Annotated in this window: 18 protein-coding genes; 9 read left to right on the top strand and 9 right to left on the bottom strand. The window is 63.5% G+C overall.

The annotated features are described in order from the left end of the window. The first annotated feature begins 64 nt into the window (after positions 1-64). From J2W94_RS13485 to J2W94_RS13465, 5 genes are all read left to right on the top strand, one after another. Positions 65-574, top strand: a complete 510-nt coding sequence (locus J2W94_RS13485; protein WP_310094351.1) for an HIT family protein — start codon at positions 65-67, stop codon at positions 572-574. A gap of 134 nt (positions 575-708) precedes the next feature. Continuing rightward, on the top strand, positions 709-1,440 hold the full coding sequence (locus J2W94_RS13480) for a hypothetical protein (protein ID WP_310094348.1): 732 nt from the start codon (positions 709-711) through the stop codon (positions 1,438-1,440). Between the two features lie 149 nt (positions 1,441-1,589). Further along, positions 1,590-2,141, top strand: coding sequence for a YdeI/OmpD-associated family protein (locus J2W94_RS13475; protein WP_310094345.1), 552 nt, complete (start codon positions 1,590-1,592; stop codon positions 2,139-2,141). Between the two features lie 144 nt (positions 2,142-2,285). Then, positions 2,286-2,696, top strand: coding sequence for a VOC family protein (locus J2W94_RS13470; RefSeq protein ID WP_310094343.1), 411 nt, complete (start codon positions 2,286-2,288; stop codon positions 2,694-2,696). A 218-nt stretch (positions 2,697-2,914) separates the two neighbouring features. Then, positions 2,915-4,450, top strand: coding sequence for a serine hydrolase domain-containing protein (locus J2W94_RS13465; protein ID WP_310094340.1), 1,536 nt, complete (start codon positions 2,915-2,917; stop codon positions 4,448-4,450). A 239-nt stretch (positions 4,451-4,689) separates the two neighbouring features. On the opposite strand, the gene J2W94_RS13460 is transcribed toward J2W94_RS13465, so the two are convergent. The 6 genes from J2W94_RS13460 to J2W94_RS13435 form a co-directional block, all read right to left on the bottom strand. Beyond that, positions 4,690-5,121 (bottom strand): hypothetical protein, encoded by a 432-nt coding sequence (locus tag J2W94_RS13460; protein WP_310094337.1) that lies wholly within the window; start codon positions 5,119-5,121, stop codon positions 4,690-4,692. Beyond that, on the bottom strand, positions 5,118-5,450 hold the full coding sequence (locus J2W94_RS13455; RefSeq protein ID WP_310094334.1) for an autorepressor SdpR family transcription factor: 333 nt from the start codon (positions 5,448-5,450) through the stop codon (positions 5,118-5,120). The genes J2W94_RS13460 and J2W94_RS13455 overlap by 4 nt, the downstream gene beginning before the upstream one ends. A gap of 179 nt (positions 5,451-5,629) precedes the next feature. Beyond that, entirely contained in the window at positions 5,630-6,238 is a 609-nt protein-coding gene (locus tag J2W94_RS13450; RefSeq protein ID WP_310094331.1) for a DUF2242 domain-containing protein, read from the bottom strand. A 196-nt stretch (positions 6,239-6,434) separates the two neighbouring features. Beyond that, on the bottom strand, positions 6,435-7,169 hold the full coding sequence (locus J2W94_RS13445; RefSeq protein ID WP_310094327.1) for a class I SAM-dependent methyltransferase: 735 nt from the start codon (positions 7,167-7,169) through the stop codon (positions 6,435-6,437). Positions 7,170-7,234: 65 nt separating this feature from the next. Next, the gene (locus tag J2W94_RS13440; RefSeq protein WP_310094323.1) at positions 7,235-7,978 is read right to left on the bottom strand and encodes a hypothetical protein; all 744 of its coding nucleotides are present in this window, start codon (positions 7,976-7,978) and stop codon (positions 7,235-7,237) included. Continuing rightward, positions 7,975-8,922, bottom strand: a complete 948-nt coding sequence (locus J2W94_RS13435; protein ID WP_310094320.1) for an aminotransferase class IV — start codon at positions 8,920-8,922, stop codon at positions 7,975-7,977. Before J2W94_RS13435 ends, J2W94_RS13440 begins: the two co-directional genes overlap by 4 nt. A 141-nt stretch (positions 8,923-9,063) precedes the next feature. On the opposite strand from J2W94_RS13435, the gene J2W94_RS13430 reads away from it, so the two are divergent. The 3 genes from J2W94_RS13430 to J2W94_RS13420 all read left to right on the top strand — a co-directional run bounded on the left by J2W94_RS13430 (position 9,064) and on the right by J2W94_RS13420 (position 12,176). Beyond that, positions 9,064-9,339 carry a hypothetical protein gene (locus J2W94_RS13430; RefSeq protein WP_310094317.1) on the top strand — a complete coding sequence of 92 codons (276 nt, stop codon included), beginning with the start codon at positions 9,064-9,066 and terminating at the stop codon, positions 9,337-9,339. Positions 9,340-9,856: 517 nt separating this feature from the next. Then, on the top strand, positions 9,857-10,675 hold the full coding sequence (locus J2W94_RS13425) for a GGDEF domain-containing protein (protein ID WP_430540621.1): 819 nt from the start codon (positions 9,857-9,859) through the stop codon (positions 10,673-10,675). A gap of 118 nt (positions 10,676-10,793) precedes the next feature. Beyond that, a complete protein-coding gene (locus J2W94_RS13420) occupies positions 10,794-12,176 on the top strand; it encodes a glycoside hydrolase family 30 protein (RefSeq protein ID WP_430540608.1) in 1,383 nt (460 codons plus the stop codon). Between the two features lie 48 nt (positions 12,177-12,224). Here J2W94_RS13420 and J2W94_RS13415 read toward each other — a convergent pair whose 3' ends face one another. Then, a complete protein-coding gene (locus tag J2W94_RS13415) occupies positions 12,225-13,385 on the bottom strand; it encodes a sensor histidine kinase (RefSeq protein WP_310094311.1) in 1,161 nt (386 codons plus the stop codon). A 434-nt stretch (positions 13,386-13,819) separates the two neighbouring features. Here J2W94_RS13415 and J2W94_RS13410 point away from each other — a divergent pair, with 434 nt between their 5' ends. Continuing rightward, the gene (locus J2W94_RS13410; RefSeq protein ID WP_310094308.1) at positions 13,820-14,068 is read left to right on the top strand and encodes a hypothetical protein; all 249 of its coding nucleotides are present in this window, start codon (positions 13,820-13,822) and stop codon (positions 14,066-14,068) included. A 34-nt stretch (positions 14,069-14,102) separates the two neighbouring features. Here J2W94_RS13410 and J2W94_RS13405 read toward each other — a convergent pair whose 3' ends face one another. Together J2W94_RS13405 and gcvP are read right to left on the bottom strand one after the other, a co-directional pair. Next, a complete protein-coding gene (locus J2W94_RS13405; RefSeq protein ID WP_310094305.1) occupies positions 14,103-14,453 on the bottom strand; it encodes a nucleotide pyrophosphohydrolase in 351 nt (116 codons plus the stop codon). Positions 14,454-14,811: 358 nt separating this feature from the next. Then, positions 14,812-17,766: an aminomethyl-transferring glycine dehydrogenase gene (gene gcvP, locus J2W94_RS13400; RefSeq protein ID WP_430540607.1), complete on the bottom strand. Its 2,955-nt coding sequence runs from the start codon at positions 17,764-17,766 to the stop codon at positions 14,812-14,814. Between the last annotated feature and the right edge of the window lie 14 nt (positions 17,767-17,780).

Raw genomic sequence — 17,780 nt, 5'->3', positions numbered from 1 at the left:
TTCGCGGGTCGGCTGTGTCAGGCGCTAGGCCGCTTGGCGCAACCCGCTTAATCGGAGAGGACCAATGATCGAACTCCCCATAAGAGATCCGTGCGACCTTTGTGTAGCGGGTCGCGAAGAAAGATGGAAGATCATAGACGAAAGCGAACACACCTTGACCGTGATCAATCCGTGGCAATTCGAAGTTGGCCAGTGCTGCGTGATCACGCGTCGGCACGTCGCGACGCTGCTCGATCTTTCTGACCAAGAGTGCGGGGCCATAATAGTCTCGGCCAAGAGAGTCGCAGAGGCGCTGGTCAAAACCTATCGGCCCCTCGGAATACTTACGTTCCAGAACAACGGGGTCTATAGCGGACAGGAAACACCGCACTTCCATTTCCATGTCGTGCCCCGACAGAAGGGCAGTGATTGGGGTATAGGCCCGCCCCAACTCGCGACCTTCGATGGCGCCGGACGCGAAAGAGGCACCTCGCACGATCCAAGCGGGGATGCGCAGCGTCGAGAACGAGTTCAAGTTTCCGCCAAGCAGCTCACTGAAACCGTGGACCTGATTCGTTCGAATCTGCCGGAGTAGCCAGGTTCTATTGTAGTGTTCCGGCTCAGGGGTTGGGCGGCGACAGACTTGATGCGGGTACCGGCCGAGCGGCTTAACTCAGGCGTTAGGCCTCACCGACACCGGCGTTAGATTTTTAACTGGCAGGAGTAGCGATGAGCGAAGCAATTCTGTACGCGATTGATGCGCCGCAAGTGAAGAACGCGGATGCGGCCGCGGATTTCGTCGAAAAATGGCAAGACAGCAAGGACGCGCCGACCGCGCGCATCGCGACCTTCTTCGTGCGCCTGTTGCAGACTTGGCCGGAGGATGGGTCAAAGGGCGTCGTCTGGCATGAGGACTTTAGCCACAACCGACCCGCGGGATCGATGCTAGCGATGACATTCGAACTCAGCGAATTCGACGCCGAGCGGCTGCAGCAGCTACGCGCGATCGCCAAGCATCACGGCGTGCATGTCTTCGATCCGGAAGGCCATGTGCTGTATCTCGCCGATGGCGGCGAAGCCGGCGTTCCGGCGATGGCCGCCCCTGAGCCCGGCGCCCCCATTCAATGCAAATCCGGCGTGCGCTTCGACGGCGTCTACGAATCGAGTACGGAGAAAAGCTGGAGCTACCTGTGCTTCACCGCCGATGGCAAGATCCTCTGGCAAAGCATCGGCGGACGCTTCCCGGCGCGTGCGGTGATGGACACCTTTATCGCCGGCGATAGCTTCGTCGTTAAAGGAAGTTACAAACCCGGCGCGAATGCGTTCAGCGCGCGACTCAAGGCCGCGTTCGGCGCGTTCAAGATGGAAGGCGCCTTGAAGGACGATGGACTGCACGTCCATTCCGAACGCACCAACGGCAGATATCCGTACGACGCGGTATATACGTTTTTGCCGCTGTAGAAGCGGAACGCTACGACACGTTCCATTCCACCTGGGGCGATGCCCCAGGCGAGGTCGTATCCGAGCTATAGCCAGCGCAGCTCCCGAGTAAGCGCGACGGAATCGCCGTTCCCTGGAATCCTGGTCGTCACCGGTGTTACCTTTCCGCCATGGCCAAGCTCACCGCTCCGATCAAGTTCAAAGCGAAGCTGTCGCGTCCTCTGACGCCGAAGGGCGCGGCGTGGACCTTCGTGGTCCTGCCTGCGGCCGCAAGCAAGAAGCTGCCGACACGAAGTATGGTCACCGTCGACGGCATCCTGGAGGGCCAGCCCTTCCAGGCCACGCTGGAGCCCGACGGGCAGGGCAGCCACTGGTTCAAGCTAGAGAAGGCGGTGCGCGAAGCCGCCGGCGTCGCGGCGGGCGATACCATCGCGCTCGAAATCGCGCCGGTGGCAGAAGAGCCGGAACCCAAAGTGCCCGCCGACCTGAAGCAGGCGCTGGCGGCCAACGCCGCCGCGAAGGCGACCTGGGCCGAGATTACCCCCGTCGCGCGGCGCGACTGGATCCACTGGATCACCTCCGGCAAGAAGGCCGAGACGCGCGTGAAGCGCATCGACGTGGCCTGCGACAAGCTGGCCTGCGGCAACCGCCGGGCCTGCTGCTTCGACCGCTCGGGCATGTACAGCAAGGGCAACATGGGCGCGCCCGAAGCGGCGGAATAAGCCGGCCAGAGCCGGCCGCAAGGAATCAGGCGTAAGACCCCATCGACGTCAGCCATGAAGGCTATGCGTGGCGTGCCACGCGCTTGTCGATTTCCACCACTCTCGCTCGTCGCCGGTATATACCCACCCACCAGGACCGCACCAATGCCACGCATGATCTTCGTCAACCTTCCCGTCGCCGACCTTGCCGCCTCCATGAAGTTCTACGAGGCCCTGGGTTTCCACAACAACCCGCACTTCACCGACGCCACCGCCGCCTGCATGGTCTGGAGCGATACGATCCACGTCATGCTGTTGACCCACGAAAAGTGGAAGAGCTTCACCACCCGCCCCATTCCGCCCAACACTTCCAGCGAAGTTTCCAACGCGCTTTCTTTCGACGACCGCGACGCCGTCGATGCCTTCAACGCCGCCGCCGCGGCCAACGGGGGAACCGGCGACATCAATCCGATACAGGACCTCGGTTTCATGTACGGCCGCGATGTGGCCGACCCCGACGGCCACGTCTGGGGAGCGTTCTGGATGGACCCGGCCGCCATTCCCACCGGCGAATGAAAAGTAGGGGTCGGAGTATTTTTTAGAAACGTACTCCGCCCCCTGTTTCCGACCCCTGTTTCCAAACCCTATTTCCCAAGCAGGTTTGATGAGGAAGATTGCCTTCCTGTAGGATTGGTCCCGACGTTTTTTTGCTTCAACGCTGGCTAGGGCACCGGGCCAACGTTCTGCGATACCCCTCCGGCGGGCGCTGCCAACCAGTCAATGGAGGGCAACACGTGCCTGTAATCAATCGCCGTCAACTGCTGCTTGGCAGCCTTTCGCTTCCCTTGCTTGCCTTGCCGTCCGCCGGACGGGCGCAAGCCCAGATCTCGCACGTCTCCTTCGAATCGCTACTGCGGCCCACGGTCCACTCGGGGAACGAACATTGGGAACTCACCCAGCGCATGGCCCACCACGGCGTGCCAGGCGTGGCCGTGGCGGTTCTGCGCGATGGACGGGCGATGAGCCTGAAAGGCTATGGTTCAAGGCTGGCCGGACATGATTTTCCCGTAGGACCCGACACTCTGTTTTCAGTCGGTTCGGTGAGCAAGGTCGCGACCGCGGCGCTTTGCCTGAAACTCGTCGCGCTGGGCAAGCTCGATCTCGATCAAGGCGTCGATCGCTGGCTGCGTCGCTGGCGTCTTCCGCAAGGACCGGAAGGCGATGTGGGCGACATCAGCCTGCGGATGCTGCTATCGCATACGGCCGGCTTCAATGTCCACGGGTTCAAGGATGTGGAACCGTCCGCGCCGTTGCCGTCGCTTGTGCAAACGTTGAACGGCACGCCACCCGCCATGAACAAACCGTTGCAACGGATCGACCGGGCGGGAAGCCGGTCCCGTTACTCGGGTGGCGGCTACCTGGTGGCGCAGGCCGTCATCGAAGATGCGATGGGGCAGACTTTCGACGCGTTGGCGCGCCGGTATCTGTTCGCCCCGCTGGGCATGAACCGTAGCCGGTTCGATGCGGCCCCTTCGGTTACCACTGCCGATATCGCCCACGCTCATGACGGTTCCGGCACGCCCGTGGCGCTTCCTCGTGGATGGCAGAGCTTTCCCGAACTCGCTCCCTCCGGGCTCTGGACTTCGGCCCATGATCTGGCCCGGCTGGTCGAAGCGCTCTGCGCCAGCTATCGCAAGTCCGGCGGCTTTCTTCCGCAAGCGTTGGCGATAGACATGATGACCGCGGTTTCCCCAGGCACATTCGGCCTCGGACCACGTCTGGCCGGCGAAGGCAGCGCGCGCATCTTCCACCATGCTGGGGCGAACGACAGTTACAAAGCCTATCTCGAGGGCAACCTCGACAGCGGCGATGGTCTGGTGATCGTCGCCAATGGCGCCAATGGCGATGTCCTGGGCGATGAGATACGCAATGCCGTGTCCGACGCGCTGGAGTGGGCTGGCGACTGGTCGGTGAAAATAAGTCCCGTCACCGCCGTGGGTCTGCTCGACGAATTCGTCGGCGCATACCAGCGGCGAGCGGGCCAGAGTTCCGAGCTGATGGGGATCCTGGACACCGGTTTTGATATCCAGGATCTCGCCGTGCTCCGTACTTCCGATGGACTGGAGCTGCAGGCGAAGGGCAAGCGCAGGCCGCTCAAGCCGGTGAGCAGCAACCGATTCGTGGCCCCCGATTCCTACATTCCGGCCGGGACATTGCAGATCGCATTCAATCGCGAAGCGATGCACCGCGTACAGAGCCTGGCGATCATCGCGGGCGGCGGCGTTCTTGTCTTCGATAAGCAGTCCGCACAAGGCCAAGAATCGGATTGACCTGCGTGTCCACGCCAGTGCATGGCGTGTCCGTATCGCTGGTGTTCTCGAAACTACCTGCCACTCGGATGGCCAGATCCGAGCGGCAATTGGCGGCCCCATGCGCGAAAGGGAAACGAAGGCGATTCAGTCGAACCACAAGGTCCTTTCGAATTCAGGCGTAGCTGCCCACTGATTCCGATTAGGGCTGAACAGCCCGCTCGAGCGGTAAAATCCTGCGGACACTTTGGATGCCCGGTTCAGTCGCTCCGCGACGCGCGGCTGGCGACGTACTTCCACACCGTGTAGCCGAGGATGATCGTGGCGCTGGCGCCGACCACAGCCAGCGAGCCTGTGACGATGAGATCCCTAGGCGCGAATGCCCATAGCGCGGCCCACACAAGGAATGCCAGCGTCATGGTCCAACCGCCGACGCGCACCGACGCTTGCGCCAAGGTCGCGTGGTGGATGGAGCGGGGCGGTGGTCCGTACAACATCTTCGGCATGGCATTGCCGTAGGCCGCAAGGGCCAGACCGATGGCGACGCCCATGGCACGCTCGACCAGTTCTCCGTCGATCAATCCCTGCTTGCGGGCCAGGGAAAGCAGCAGGCCGGTTCCGATCATTACGGCCGCCAGCTTGAGGGAAAAGAAGATCTGTTTCTTTGCTTGGGCAACGGGGTTCTCGTTCATTCGTCGACTCCTGCACGGGCTTGTTTGGGCTTGGCCTCGCCAGCGGAGTCCGCTGGCGCTCTCTCTCCGGCGCCGATGCCGAACAACTGGGTGAAGCTCAGCAGCGCGTCCTCCAGCACCGACAACTTCAACTGATAGAGGATGGTGGTGCCGATCTTGTTGGACTCGATCAGGTCTGCCTCGCGCAGTACCGCAAAATGCGCGGACATGGTCGGCCGCGAGACCGGGAAATGTTCCGATAGCTCCCCGGCGGTCATCGGACGCTGGCGGAGCAGCTCCAGCACCTTGCGGCGGGTAGGGTCGGCCAGAGCTTTGAAGACGGTGTTCATTGTCGCTATTTAGCTAAACATCTAAATTAAAGTCAAGCAAATTTCTCGCCCTCGGCCAAGTTACTGACACTAAAGGCTTTTATCGCCACATAGGCAGACTCAGAACGTTGTCTGCCGATCTTGCCCGTCGGTTCGGCGAAATGCTCGAACCGGTAAGAACTTCTTTATCTGTGCCGCCTTTACTGTTTCTGCGTAACCGGATCGGGCGGGCCCTCCGGCTCCGGCGGGGGCGGTGCGTTGGCCGGGGTGCCGGGCAGGTAAAACGCCACGCGGTCGAATAGGCGGCGGTAGAAGTCCTGGTTCTGCACGGTATTGCTGCCCACCCGCACCAGGTTGGCATTGCTGGCGCCGATGGGGATCGGCAGCGACACCGAGCCGATCATGCTCACGCCGACGCTGGCGGAATTGGACTGCGACTTGAGGGCGTAAAGGTCCTGCACGGCGTTAATGAAGACGATCGAACCACCGTCGGCCCGCGACACGCAGGTCGTGAGCACCTTGAGCTGCGTGTGCACCTCAGCCTGGGGTTGGAAATTCTTGATCGCCTCCACCGCCTCTGGAGCCATCTTGCCGATCACATAGCCCTGTCCCAGTAGCGCGCGCCGCGTAGCTTCGCAGGCAGTGGCCGGCGCCACCGCGTAAGTACGCGAATAGGTGTCTTCGGCACCGAAGGTCTCGCCCAAGGGCGGCGGCTCCTCCTTAGTCCGGTGCGAGCCGCAAGCGGCCAGCGATGCCGTCAGGACGAGAGCGAGCGTGATGGATCGGAAGAACAAGTTGGCGGACGACATGGGGGAATATCCGGTTTTCAAGGACCGCCCGAGTGTAGCCACCGCGTGTGCAAGACAGCTGAACACGGCACGGCATCACCTGGAAACAAGCGAAATGGCGCCTTTTTCCCCCTGGGGTCGCTTAGCTTAAGGGAGGCGGGGCAGAGCGGAACCGCCGCAGGCGATGACCTCTTCGCTGTTGAAAAATCGCCGACGATCAATCCCTGCGGCAGATCAGCAACACCTCATCCACCTGCGCGGTGCCGACCATGCCCGGCACCAACGCCAGCGGTTTCTGGAAGCGCACGAATAATGGCAGCGTGCGGTTGTACCACCACATCGCCTGCCGGCGCCGATGGGTGAGGAACCACATGCCCACATCCAGCAGCCTCGAAGACTTCGGTTGCATCCCGTAGATCGCGCTGTGTTCCAGAGTGAGACCGTGCGCGCGGAGCTTCGCCAGCAGGTGTTCCGGTTCGTAACGACGGTAATGGCCGACGAAGTCGTCGAACGCGGTCCAACTGGCCGGATGCAACGGCGCCGACAACAGCACCGCCGCACCGGATTTGGCCACGCGGGAAAGTTCGGCGAGCGCGCCTTCGTCGTCCACCACGTGTTCGATGATGTCCAGCGCGCAAACGGCATCGAAGGTGGCATCCGGGAACGGCAGCGCGGTCACGTGGCCCTGCAAGGCATTGGCGCCGCCGGCTTGCAGGCGCTGCAGCGCGGGCGCACTGATGTCCACGAAGTGGGTGCCCTTAAGCGGGAATCGCGGTCGCAGGCCGGGCGCCACTTCGAGCCGCTGCGTGGCGCCGGCAATCAGCCGCGCGACCAGCGGCCAGGTGTTGAAACGCTGGGGTTCGGTCAACTGCGCGCCGCGCCACAGCCCATCGTAGAAGCGGCGGTTGCGTTCGATTAGTTCATGCTCGGTAGGCAGTGGCGAGGCGGACATAACCGCAGGATAGACCTGCTGCGGGTATCGCCGAGTGAAGCTGACAAACCGGCGGCGCTCCGTCGCTAACCCATCCGCATCCGCAATCCATGCAAGCGCTCGAAATGCGGCCGGCATTCCTCCGCGACTTCCGCCGCCGCACCGGACAGACTGATCTCCTTCTCCATTGGCGCTTCGAAGCCCGTGGACTCCCACACCTGCGCATACCAGTGTGGCGCCCAGATACCGTCGCTATCGCGCCGGCCCGGCGGCCAACGCAGCATGCGCTCGGTGAAAGGGATGCCCAGCCAATCGCACAACGCATGCAGATGCGGCTCCGGCGCGCGCAGGAAATCTCCCGCATCCAGGATCGGCGGCGGCGAACCGGCCGCGCACAGCTCGTCGTACAGCGCCACCTGCTGCGGCAAACCGATATCGTCGGCGGCGACCGTCGCGCGCGACTTCACATACGACGCCACCACTTCGCGCGGATCGCGGATCAACAGCACGTTGCGCAACCCCACGATCCATTCGTGGTCCATATGCGGCAACAGATGGTGGGTCATGTGCTTCTGGTACCACACCGCCGCTCCGCCGGGCGCAGGACCCAACAACGCATCCACCACCCGCCGCCAGTCGGTGTCGCCATCGGCGATCACTTCCTCGCGCGCCGGATGATCCAACCCGGTACGGTCCAGATAATGCGCATACAGCGGCTCGTCGCTGACCGCGCAATCGCCCCGGTTTTCCCAGGCCCGCATCATCGCCGTGGAAATATTGCGCGGCCCCGACCACATGGCCACGCGGACCACCTCCGCGGACCCACTCATACCGGACGCGCGCGCGCAGCCACGTCCGCCGCCGCGAACGCGCGGTACAAGGACTGCAGGCGCTGCACCATCGGCCCGCGCGCATCCTCGCCGCGCGGCTCGTTGCCGATGCTGCGGTGGTCCACCGTATGCACCGGCACCACGCCGCCGAAGGTGCCGGTGACGAAGGCCTCGTCGGCGCCGTAGACATCGGTAAGGCTGAACGATTTCTCGAACACCGGAATGCCGTTCTGACGGCACACCGTGATGATGTTGGCGCGGGTGATGCCGCCCAGGCAGTACTGGCCGGTCGAGGTCCACACCTCGCCCTTGCGCACGATGAAGAAGTGGGTGGAATTGCAGGTGGCGACGAAGCCGTGCGGGTCCAGCATCAGCGCCTCGTCCGCGCCCGCGCCGTAGGCCTGGATGCAGGCGGTAATACAGTTGAGCTTGCTGTGCGAGTTGAGCTTGGGGTCCTGCACGTCGGGATAGCCGCGGCGCACGTGCACGGTGTACAGCGACAGGCCGCGCGAGGCGGTGTCGGTGGAGGCGGTCTTGTATTCGGGAATGATGACCACGGTGGCCGGGCCCACGGTGACGCGCGGGTCCTGGTAGGGCGTGCTCTTCACCCCGCGGGTGACCATCAGCCGTACGTGCACGCCATCGCCGTGCATGCCGTTGGCGTCCAGGGCGGCGTACAGCGCGCGGGTCAGTTGCTCGCGGCTCAGGCCGATGTCCAGCAGGATCGCTTTGGCGCCTTCGTACAAGCGGTCCAGGTGCGCTTCCAGGAACAGCGGATGCCCGCCCATCACGCGGAAGCCTTCCCACACTCCGTCTCCCAGCACGAAGCCGCTGTCGAACACCGACACCATCGCCTCGCTGCGGTGCTTCATCGCGCCGTTGATGGAAATCAGGATGTCGGCGTTGCGTGGATCGTCGGCCGAATGCTGGGTGCCCTGGGTCATACGCGTTCTCTCTCCGGTGGGGTGCAGGAATGGTAGCCGCAGAGGCAGGCTTTATGAACGCTCGTATTTCACCGTGACATCGGCCTTCACCCTGTACGGGTAGCATCCCAGGTATTCGCCTTTCCCAGCCAGGAGCGCGCCATGTCCGAGGAAAATCCCAAGACCCCGCTCGATCACGTTGCCGATACGCTGTCGCAGCTCAAGGAGATGCGGCACTACTCCAAGAACAACGTCGAATTGCTGACCACCCAGTGGCTGATGTTCGATGGCGAGCTGTCCAAGCTAAAGCAGGCCGGCAAGATCGAAAACTTGATGATGCGCCAGAGCGAATTTCACGACGCCCTGGAAACCGTCATCGCCGAGTTGGAGGAAGTGAAGACGGAGCTGCAGCCTCCGCCGGATGCGCCACCGGGGTGACGGGTGTTGCGCTGATTTGGACCCAACTCCAAATCTTTTTGCGGCATCGCACCAACATCCGGATCCGCCTCAGGCGGAAAGCTGGGCGCTTTGCGCGACCCCGATTTCGCAGCCCGGGTACGCCATAGGTCGGCTTGTTGCCAAGCCCGGCTGTCGATAAGCTCGGGTGGAATCAGGGGGTTGCGCTGCATTCGCCTGGGTGTGGAGGGGTTCACTGCCAGGCAACCCCGTGCCCACTAGCATTGCTCCGCTCCCTAATGGACGCGTCCTGGCACCCGCCTGCGCCGCATGCAGAGGATTGAACGCCTTGCTCAAACGGCTACAGCGCAATTCCCAACTCGGCATCATCGTTCTGTTGGGCCTGACCACCGCTTTCACGCTCGCGCTCTTCGCCGCCTACCGCGCACTGCATGGCCAGTGGGCCGCCGCGTCCATCGACTTCAGCATCGTCGTGCTGATCTGCGCGCCGGTGTTCTATGCCATGCGCACCGGTAATGCGGCCGGCCCGGGCGCGTTCATGTGCGCCACCAACAGCCTGGGCTGCGCCGTCGCCTGCTACGTCATCGGGCCCGCATCGTTGCCCTGGGTCTATCTGGTGCTGATGACCAACTTCTTCATCGCCGGGCCGCGTCAGGCGCTGGCCTTCAATCTGCTGCTGACCTTCGTCCTGCTATTGCAGCCGCATCTGTTCGCGCTGCCGATCGATCGCATGTCCGCCTCCGTGGCCGCGGCGCTGGTCACCCTGTTCGCCTACCTGTTCGGCCTGCGCGTCAGCAGCGACCATCAGGTGCTGGAAAAACTGGCCTCGTTGGACGCGCTGACCGGTCTGCCGAACCGACGCATGATGGAATCGGCGCTCGAGGAAGCCGTGGCCCTGCAGCGCATCGGCAAGCGCAACCACGGTTTGTTGATCGCGGACATCGATCACTTCAAGGAAGTCAACGACACCCATGGCCATGCGGCGGGCGATGCCGCCATCGCCGATCTGGCCGCCATTCTCAAGTTCGAAATGCGCAGGCACGACAAGGTCTTCCGCTTCGGCGGCGAAGAGTTCGTGGTGTTGCTGGAAGTCGACAGCCATGAAGACCTGCGGGCCGCCGGCGAGCGCCTGCGCCAGGCGGTGCGCAGCGCGCTGCGCGGACCCGGCGGCAGAATCACGGTATCGCTGGGCGGCGCGATGGTCGGCGACGAAGTGCGCTGGCAGGAATGGTTTTCGCTGGCCGACGAAGCGCTGTACCAGGCCAAGAACAAAGGCCGCGACAGTTCGGTGATCGCCGGCCTCGCGGCGCCCGACCGCGAACAGGAAACCCAATCGGCGCCGGAGCAAGTACCCTGATGCCCGCCAGACCCACCCGACCACGAGGCAATCGATGAAGAATTTCCTTTCTCCGCCAGCAACGGCAATGCTGGCCGTGCTCATGGCTCATTCCTCCAGTTACGCCGCCGAAACTCCCATGAAGAAATTCTCCAGCAACGGCAACACCGTCGCCATCTACACCAGCGCGCAGGGCTCGGAGCAGCGGCTCAGCAAGAGCGGCACGGCCACGCTGCAGCCCGGGCACAAACTGGTCGAGGTGGAGAATTCGATCTTCGTCGATCCCGACAAGCGCTACCAGTCGGTGCTGGGCATCGGCGGCGCCATCACCGATTCCAGCGCCGAAGTGTTCGCCAAACTGGATTCCGCCCGCCAGGCCGAATTCCTCAAGGCCTATTACGACAAGGAGAACGGCATCGGCTATTCCCTGGCGCGCACCACCATCCACAGTTCGGATTTCAGCAGCGCCAGCTATACCTACATCGAGGAAGGCGACAAAACGCTGTCCACTTTCTCCATCGATCACGACCGCAAGGCGCGCATCCCGCTGATCAAACAGGCCATCGCCGCGGCGGGCGGCAAGCTGACCCTGTTCGCCAGTCCGTGGAGCGCGCCGGCCTTCATGAAGACCACCAACAACATGCTGAAGGGCGGAGCGCTGCTGCCGGAATACAACGAGGCCTGGGCCAAGTACTTCACCAAGTTCATCGCCGCCTACGAGAAGGAAGGCATCCCGATCTGGGGCATCACCGTGCAGAACGAACCCATGGCCACGCAGACCTGGGAGTCGATGCTGTACACCGCCGAGGAAGAGCGCGACTTCCTGAAGAACCACCTGGGCCCGGCCATGCACAAGGCCGGCTACGCCGACAAGAAGATCGTGGTCTGGGACCACAACCGCGACATGATGGCCTACCGCGCGCGGGTGATCTTCGACGATCCGGAGGCGGCGAAATACGCCTGGGGCATGGGCTTCCACTGGTACGAGACCTGGGCCGGCTTCGAGCCGATGTACCGTAATGTCGCCGCCGTGGCCGAAGCCTATCCGGATAAGCCGCTGCTGCTGACCGAAGCGACGGTGGAGAAATTCGACGCCTCGCGTTATCAGTACTGGCCCAATGCCGAGCGCTACGGCAGCGCCATGATCAACGACCTCAACAACGGCGCGGTGGGCTGGACCGACTGGAACATCCTGCTGGACGAAACCGGCGGCCCGAACCACGTGGGCAACCTGTGCTTCGCGCCGATCCACGCTGATACCAATACCGGCGAACTGATCTACACGCCGAGCTACTACTACATCGGCCATTTCTCCAAGTTCATCCGCCCCAACGCGCGGCGCGTCGGCGCGGCCAGCAGCCGCAGCACGCTGCTGGCCACGTCCTTCCTCAATGAGGACAACAAGCTGGCGACGGTGGTCATGAATCCGACCGACAAGGAGATCGCGTACAACTACTACGTGGGTTCGGACTCGGCGCAGGTGAAGATCCCCGCGCATGCGATCCAGACTCTGGTGCATTGAATAGCGTCTGCCCCTCGCCGCTGCCATAGCGGCGAGGGGCGGAGCGGGTCACGCAGCCTGTGGCAGCGGAGGAGCGCCTTCGACCAGCGAATGCCGCGGCAGGTCGATGGTGAACACGCAGCCCGAGCCAGCCAGATTGCGCACGCTCAGCACGCCACCGTTCGCTTCCACGCTGCGGCGCGCGATCGACAGCCCAAGGCCCAGGCCGCTGCGGTCTTCGCCTTCCTGCACGAAGGGCACGAACATGTTTTCGGCGCTGCCCGGCGACAAGCCGCCGCAATGGTCCAGCACATCGATCAGGATGCGGTCGGCCAGGGCGTAGGCGTTCAGGGTCACCTCGGTGTGTAGATGGGTGAACTTGAACGCGTTCTGCAGCAGATTGCCTACCGCCGACAGCAACAGGTCGCGATCCACGTCCACGGCCAATAGCGGGTCCACGTCCGATACGACCAACACGCAATCCTTCACATCCGCTTCCAGCGAAGCGGAGAGTTTGATCTCGGCGATGAAGTCGGCCAGCGAGTACAGCTGATGCTGTAACGGCATGCCCGCGGTCATGCGTACTTCGGCCAGCGAACGATCGATGAGATTGCTCAGGCCCACCAGCGCGCGGTCGAGCACGCCGCCGGTGGCGCCGCCCAGGCCTACGTTGCCCTGTTTGATGATGGAAAGCGCCAGCGTGGCCGTGCACAATTGGTTGCGCAGCTCATGGGCGAAGAAGCCCAGGCGTTCGTTCAGCGCCACGGTCTGCCTGTCGGCGACGTTGAAGTCGCGCTGGTAACCGAATTCGGTCACCGCACTGGCGATGGCGTTGTCCAGGCAGCGGTTGAGGGTGCGGAACTCGTCCACGCCGATGGGCGCGTCGGTTTCCACGGCCAGGTCGGAGATGGATTGGCACAGATCGCCGTAGTCGTGCACCACTTCTTCGACGGTGAACCCGTGCTCCTGCAATTCCTTGCCGTGCAGGGTCGCCGATTCGCCGATTTCCGAGAGCGCCGGTCTGCCGCCGCCCGAAGGGCCGGAGACGCGGCGGCTCTGCAGCGGACTGGCGGTCTGCTCGACGATCAGGGTCTTGATCAGCTGGTCCAGGAAGATGCTTACGCCGTGCGCCAGTTCTTCCTCCGGCACGCCTGGCGGCGCGCGTAGCGCGACTTTGGCCCGGCAGCGCGCGATCAACTCGGCCCGGTTGGCGGTGAGGAACTGATGCATCATTTCCCCACCATACGCTGTTTGTTGCGACGCAAGGCGGGCAGGAGACCGGCGGTATCGCCGCCTTCAGCCGGGGACCCCCTTGATCCGGGCCAATAGGCCAGAAAACCCCGTAAAGGCGCCCTGTGGAGGCTCCAACTCCCGAGCCGGGTGGATTTCGTCGGCGAGTCGCTGACGGACGACCGGCTCCGCATTGCGCGCGAACGACGTCGACGCGCTTAACGTCCGGTGTACGGCCAGGTGAACGGGCTATGCACGCACCCATCGTCTTGCGGTGTCTCGCAGTGCGCACATCGCGATAGCCCGCCACCCGCGCCGCGCCAGCCTGTGATGCCGTGCGCATTTTGCCGCTATCCGCATCCGCAATGCTTCCTTTTCACGCGATCCGGGAAAAACCTTGGGCACAATCGTGCGGTCGTACAACGGAGCCCACCATGTCCGAACGCGAGCGGCGCAGTTCGATCATCCAGGAAGATACATCCGAGTTGAAGGCAGGGTTGACGCCGCAACAACTCGAGACGCTGCACACGATGGAGCAATTCCATTGGAGATTGCGCTTCGTGCGCCGCCCCATGTTCATGGCGCCGATCCCGATCGTGTTCCACCGCGACGGCGTGCGTTTCGCGGTGCTGGAAGCCGACGGCACCATCAACGAAAACCCGGGTTTCAAGATCCGGCCGTAGGCGCGGGGCGGTGGCTGCCGCTCGCCCCCCGACGCTAAATATCGCTGTATTTCCTGATGCTTCCCTTCGAACGGTCGACCGGATATTTCTCCGCGTTGAGTCCGATCTTGCGCCAGGCCGCTTCCATCACATCGATCTGCAGCTTGTCCGACAGCTGCAACAGGTAGAGCAGTACATCGGCGATCTCCTCGCCGACCTGCACGCGCTTGTCGTCCGGCAAGGTGCGGCTTTGCTCTTCGGTGAGCCACTGGAAATGCTCGAGCAACTCGGCCGCTTCCACGGCAAGGGCGGAGGCCAGGTTCTTCGGCGTGTGGAACTGTCCCCAATCCCGTTCCTGCGCGAACGCGCGTTGGGCGGCTTGCAGTTCGTCTAGGTCCCGGCTCATGGGTTCGACTCGATCCTTGCGTTGGGTGGCATCGTAAATCAGCGGCGTGGTTTCCGCCTGCGATCACGGTGCGGCCGGCATGGGGCCAACACTTCCTGACCAAGCCGGTAGATCATCAAGTCGCTGGATGCTGACCCCTCTCTTGCGCGCGGGCAGGGGAGGGCTACTGTTCGCATTGGAATTGAGTTGCATGCCGATTGGGGGAAGGCAAGATCAAAATCAAGAGCACCCCTCCTCAATCCTCCCCTGCGCTGCGCGCAAGGGAGGAGGCAAACAACAGCGAGAATCAACGGCAAAAATCAGCGGCAAAAAAGACCCCGCGCTGCGGGGTCCTTTTTCACTGCGCGAAAGAATGATCCTACATCACGTCCGGTTCGCTGAAGGCCTCGATCTCGCCGGCGAAATCGTTGATCGGGATGCAGCTGCAGAACACGTTCTTATCGCCATGCACGTTGTCCACGCGCGCGACCGGCGACCAGTACTTCTGCAGCTTCAGCGTAGCCAACGGGAAGGCGGCCAGTTCGCGCGGATACGCATGCGTCCATTCGCTGGCCATGACCATGGTCGCCGTATGCGGCGCGTGCTTGAGCGGATTGTCCTCGCGGTCCAGGCGGCCGTCTTCCACGGCGCGAATCTCGTCGCGGATCGCGATCATGGCGTCGATGAAACGGTCGAGTTCGTGCTGCGATTCGCTTTCGGTCGGTTCCACCATCAGCGTGCCGGCGACCGGGAAGCTCAACGTGGGCGCATGGAAGCCGAAATCGATCAGACGCTTGGCCACGTCCTCGGCGCCGATGCCGGTGGCGTCCTTCAGCGGGCGCAAGTCCAGGATGCACTCGTGCGCCACCAGCCCGTTGCGGCCGGTGTACAGCGTCTGGTAATGCGGCGCGAGCTTGCGGGCGATGTAGTTGGCGTTGAGCAACGCGACCTGGGTGGCCTTGCGCAGGCCGGCCGTGCCCATCAGGGTGATGTACATCCATGAGATCGGCAGGATCGAGGCGCTGCCGAAGCTCGCGGCGGAGACCATGCCGACTTCATTGCGAAGAGCGCCCCCATCCGCCCTGCGGGCACCTTCCCCCGCAAGCGGGGGAAGGGCTAATTCTCGTGGCAGGAACGGGGCCAGATGCGACTTCACCGCGCACGGGCCAACGCCCGGCCCGCCGCCGCCGTGCGGAATGCAGAAGGTCTTGTGCAGGTTGAGATGAGAGACGTCCGAACCCCACTTGCCGGGCTTGGCCACGCCGACCAGCGCGTTCATGTTGGCGCCGTCGGTGTACACCTGGCCGCCGTGCGCGTGCACGATTTCGCAGATGGCGACGATGTCCTCCTCGAACACGCCGTGCGTGGAGGGGTAGGTGATCATCAGCGCGGCTAGGCGGCCGGAATATTTCTCCGCCTGCTTGCGGATGTCTTCGACGTCGACATTGCCGTTGGCGTCGCACTTGGTCACCACCACCTGCATGCCGCACATCTGCGCAGAGGCGGGGTTGGTGCCGTGCGCGGACTCGGGGATCAGGCAGATGTCGCGATGGCCTTCGTTGCGCGAACGGTGATAGGCGCGGATCGCCAGCAGGCCGGCGTATTCGCCCTGCGCGCCGGAGTTGGGCTGCAGGCTGACCGCGTCGTAGCCGGTGCATTCCACCAACATGGCTTCCAGTTCGTCGATCAGCTGCTTATAGCCGGTGGTCTGCGTAGCCGGCGCGAGCGGATGGATACCGCCGAACTCCGGCCAGGTGACCGGGATCATTTCCGCGGTGGCGTTGAGCTTCATGGTGCAGGAACCCAGCGGGATCATGGTGCGATCCATGGCCAGGTCCTTGTCGGCCAGCGAACGCATGTAGCGCAGCATTTCGTGTTCGCTGTGGTGGGTGTTGAATACGGGGTGGGTCAGGAAGGAGCTGGTGCGCAGCAACGAAGCGGGCAGGGCCTCCCGGCTCTTCGCATCCAGCGCGTCGATATCGGTAATGGCGGCGCCGAACAGTTGCGCCAGTGCGACGACGTCCTCGCGCGTGCTGGTTTCGTCCAGGCTGATGCCGACGCTGCGCGCATCGATACCACGCAGGTTGATGCGCGCCGCGTCGGCTTTGGCGTGCAGCGCAGCCGCGTCCACGCCGGTGACGTGCAGGGTGTCGAAGAAACCGTCGCCTACCTCGATGCCGGCATCGCGCAGCGCGGCAGCCAGCAGCGTCGCCAGCCGGTGCGTGCGACGGGCGATGCGGGTCAGGCCTTCCGGGCCGTGGTAGACCGCGTACATGCTGGCCATCACGGCGAGCAATACCTGCGCGGTGCAGATGTTGGAAGTGGCCTTCTCGCGGCGGATGTGCTGCTCGCGGGTCTGCAGGGTGAGGCGGTAGGCGGGCTTGCCTTCGGCATCCACCGACACGCCGATCAGGCGGCCAGGCATGGAGCGCTTGTAGGCGTCGCGGCAGGCCATGAAGGCGGCATGCGGGCCGCCGAAACCGTAGGGCACGCCGAAACGCTGGCTGTTGCCGACCACGATGTCGGCGCCCCATTCGCCGGGCGACTTGACCAGGGTCAGCGCCAGCAGGTCGGCGGCGACGGCGACGATGCCGTTGCGCGCATGCACGGCCTCGGCCAGCGCCTGGTGGTCACCGATGCGTCCGAAAGTGTCCGGGTATTGCAGCAGCACGCCGTAGCTGTCGAGCGTGAGCGCTTCGCTGTCGTCGCCGACATGCAGTTCGATGCCCATCGGTTCGGCGCGCGTGCGCAGGACTTCCAGCGTCTGCGGGTGCACGTTGTTGGAGACGAAGAACACGTTCGATTTCGATTTGGCCGAACGCTTGGCCAGCGTCATCGCTTCGGCGGCGGCGGTGGCTTCGTCCAGCAGCGAGGCGTTGGCGATTTCCATGCCGGTAAGGTCGGCGACCAGGGTCTGGAAGTTGATCAGCGCTTCCATGCGTCCTTGCGAGATTTCCGCCTGATACGGCGTGTAGGCCGTGTACCAGGCCGGGTTCTCCAGGATGTTGCGCAGGATGACGTTCGGCGTGTGCGTGCCGTAATAACCTTGGCCGATGAAGCTGCGGAAAACTTCGTTGCGGTCGGCGATGAGGCGGATCTTGGCCAGCGCCTCGACTTCGGTGATCGCCTCGGGCAGGGCGAGCGGCGCGGGCGATTTGATGTTGCCCGGCACGATGGCGTCGGTCATGCCGTCCAGCGACTCATGGCCGATGACCTGCAGCATGTGCGCGATCTCGGTGTCGTTGGGGCCAATGTGGCGTTCTACGAAAGCGGAATGGTGCTCAAGGTCGCGCAGGGAAGGCGAGGGGGTCTTTGACATGTCGGGGACGTCCATAAGGCACGCGCGAA

This window comes from Pseudoxanthomonas sacheonensis (genome assembly GCF_031455975.1).
Classification (GTDB): Bacteria; Pseudomonadota; Gammaproteobacteria; order Xanthomonadales; family Xanthomonadaceae; genus Pseudoxanthomonas_A; species Pseudoxanthomonas_A sacheonensis_A.
This window is presented reverse-complemented; position numbering and strand designations above follow the sequence as displayed.

Excerpts from the sequence above, each read along its gene's own strand:
- J2W94_RS13470 (WP_310094343.1), top strand. The coding sequence starts at position 2,286 with ATGCCACGCATGATCTTCGTCAACCTTCCCGTCGCCGACCTTGCCGCC.
- J2W94_RS13430 (WP_310094317.1), top strand. The coding sequence starts at position 9,064 with ATGTCCGAGGAAAATCCCAAGACCCCGCTCGATCACGTTGCCGATACG.
- J2W94_RS13485 (WP_310094351.1), top strand. The coding sequence starts at position 65 with ATGATCGAACTCCCCATAAGAGATCCGTGCGACCTTTGTGTAGCGGGT.
- J2W94_RS13445 (WP_310094327.1), bottom strand. The coding sequence starts at position 7,169 with ATGTCCGCCTCGCCACTGCCTACCGAGCATGAACTAATCGAACGCAAC.
- J2W94_RS13450 (WP_310094331.1), bottom strand. The coding sequence starts at position 6,238 with ATGTCGTCCGCCAACTTGTTCTTCCGATCCATCACGCTCGCTCTCGTC.
- J2W94_RS13410 (WP_310094308.1), top strand. The coding sequence starts at position 13,820 with ATGTCCGAACGCGAGCGGCGCAGTTCGATCATCCAGGAAGATACATCC.
- J2W94_RS13405 (WP_310094305.1), bottom strand. The coding sequence starts at position 14,453 with ATGAGCCGGGACCTAGACGAACTGCAAGCCGCCCAACGCGCGTTCGCG.
- J2W94_RS13440 (WP_310094323.1), bottom strand. The coding sequence starts at position 7,978 with ATGAGTGGGTCCGCGGAGGTGGTCCGCGTGGCCATGTGGTCGGGGCCG.
- J2W94_RS13455 (WP_310094334.1), bottom strand. The coding sequence starts at position 5,450 with ATGAACACCGTCTTCAAAGCTCTGGCCGACCCTACCCGCCGCAAGGTG.
- J2W94_RS13420 (WP_430540608.1), top strand. The coding sequence starts at position 10,794 with ATGAAGAAATTCTCCAGCAACGGCAACACCGTCGCCATCTACACCAGC.
- J2W94_RS13480 (WP_310094348.1), top strand. The coding sequence starts at position 709 with ATGAGCGAAGCAATTCTGTACGCGATTGATGCGCCGCAAGTGAAGAAC.
- J2W94_RS13425 (WP_430540621.1), top strand. The coding sequence starts at position 9,857 with ATGTGCGCCACCAACAGCCTGGGCTGCGCCGTCGCCTGCTACGTCATC.
- gcvP (WP_430540607.1), bottom strand. The coding sequence starts at position 17,766 with ATGGACGTCCCCGACATGTCAAAGACCCCCTCGCCTTCCCTGCGCGAC.
- J2W94_RS13435 (WP_310094320.1), bottom strand. The coding sequence starts at position 8,922 with ATGACCCAGGGCACCCAGCATTCGGCCGACGATCCACGCAACGCCGAC.
- J2W94_RS13475 (WP_310094345.1), top strand. The coding sequence starts at position 1,590 with ATGGCCAAGCTCACCGCTCCGATCAAGTTCAAAGCGAAGCTGTCGCGT.
- J2W94_RS13415 (WP_310094311.1), bottom strand. The coding sequence starts at position 13,385 with ATGCATCAGTTCCTCACCGCCAACCGGGCCGAGTTGATCGCGCGCTGC.
- J2W94_RS13460 (WP_310094337.1), bottom strand. The coding sequence starts at position 5,121 with ATGAACGAGAACCCCGTTGCCCAAGCAAAGAAACAGATCTTCTTTTCC.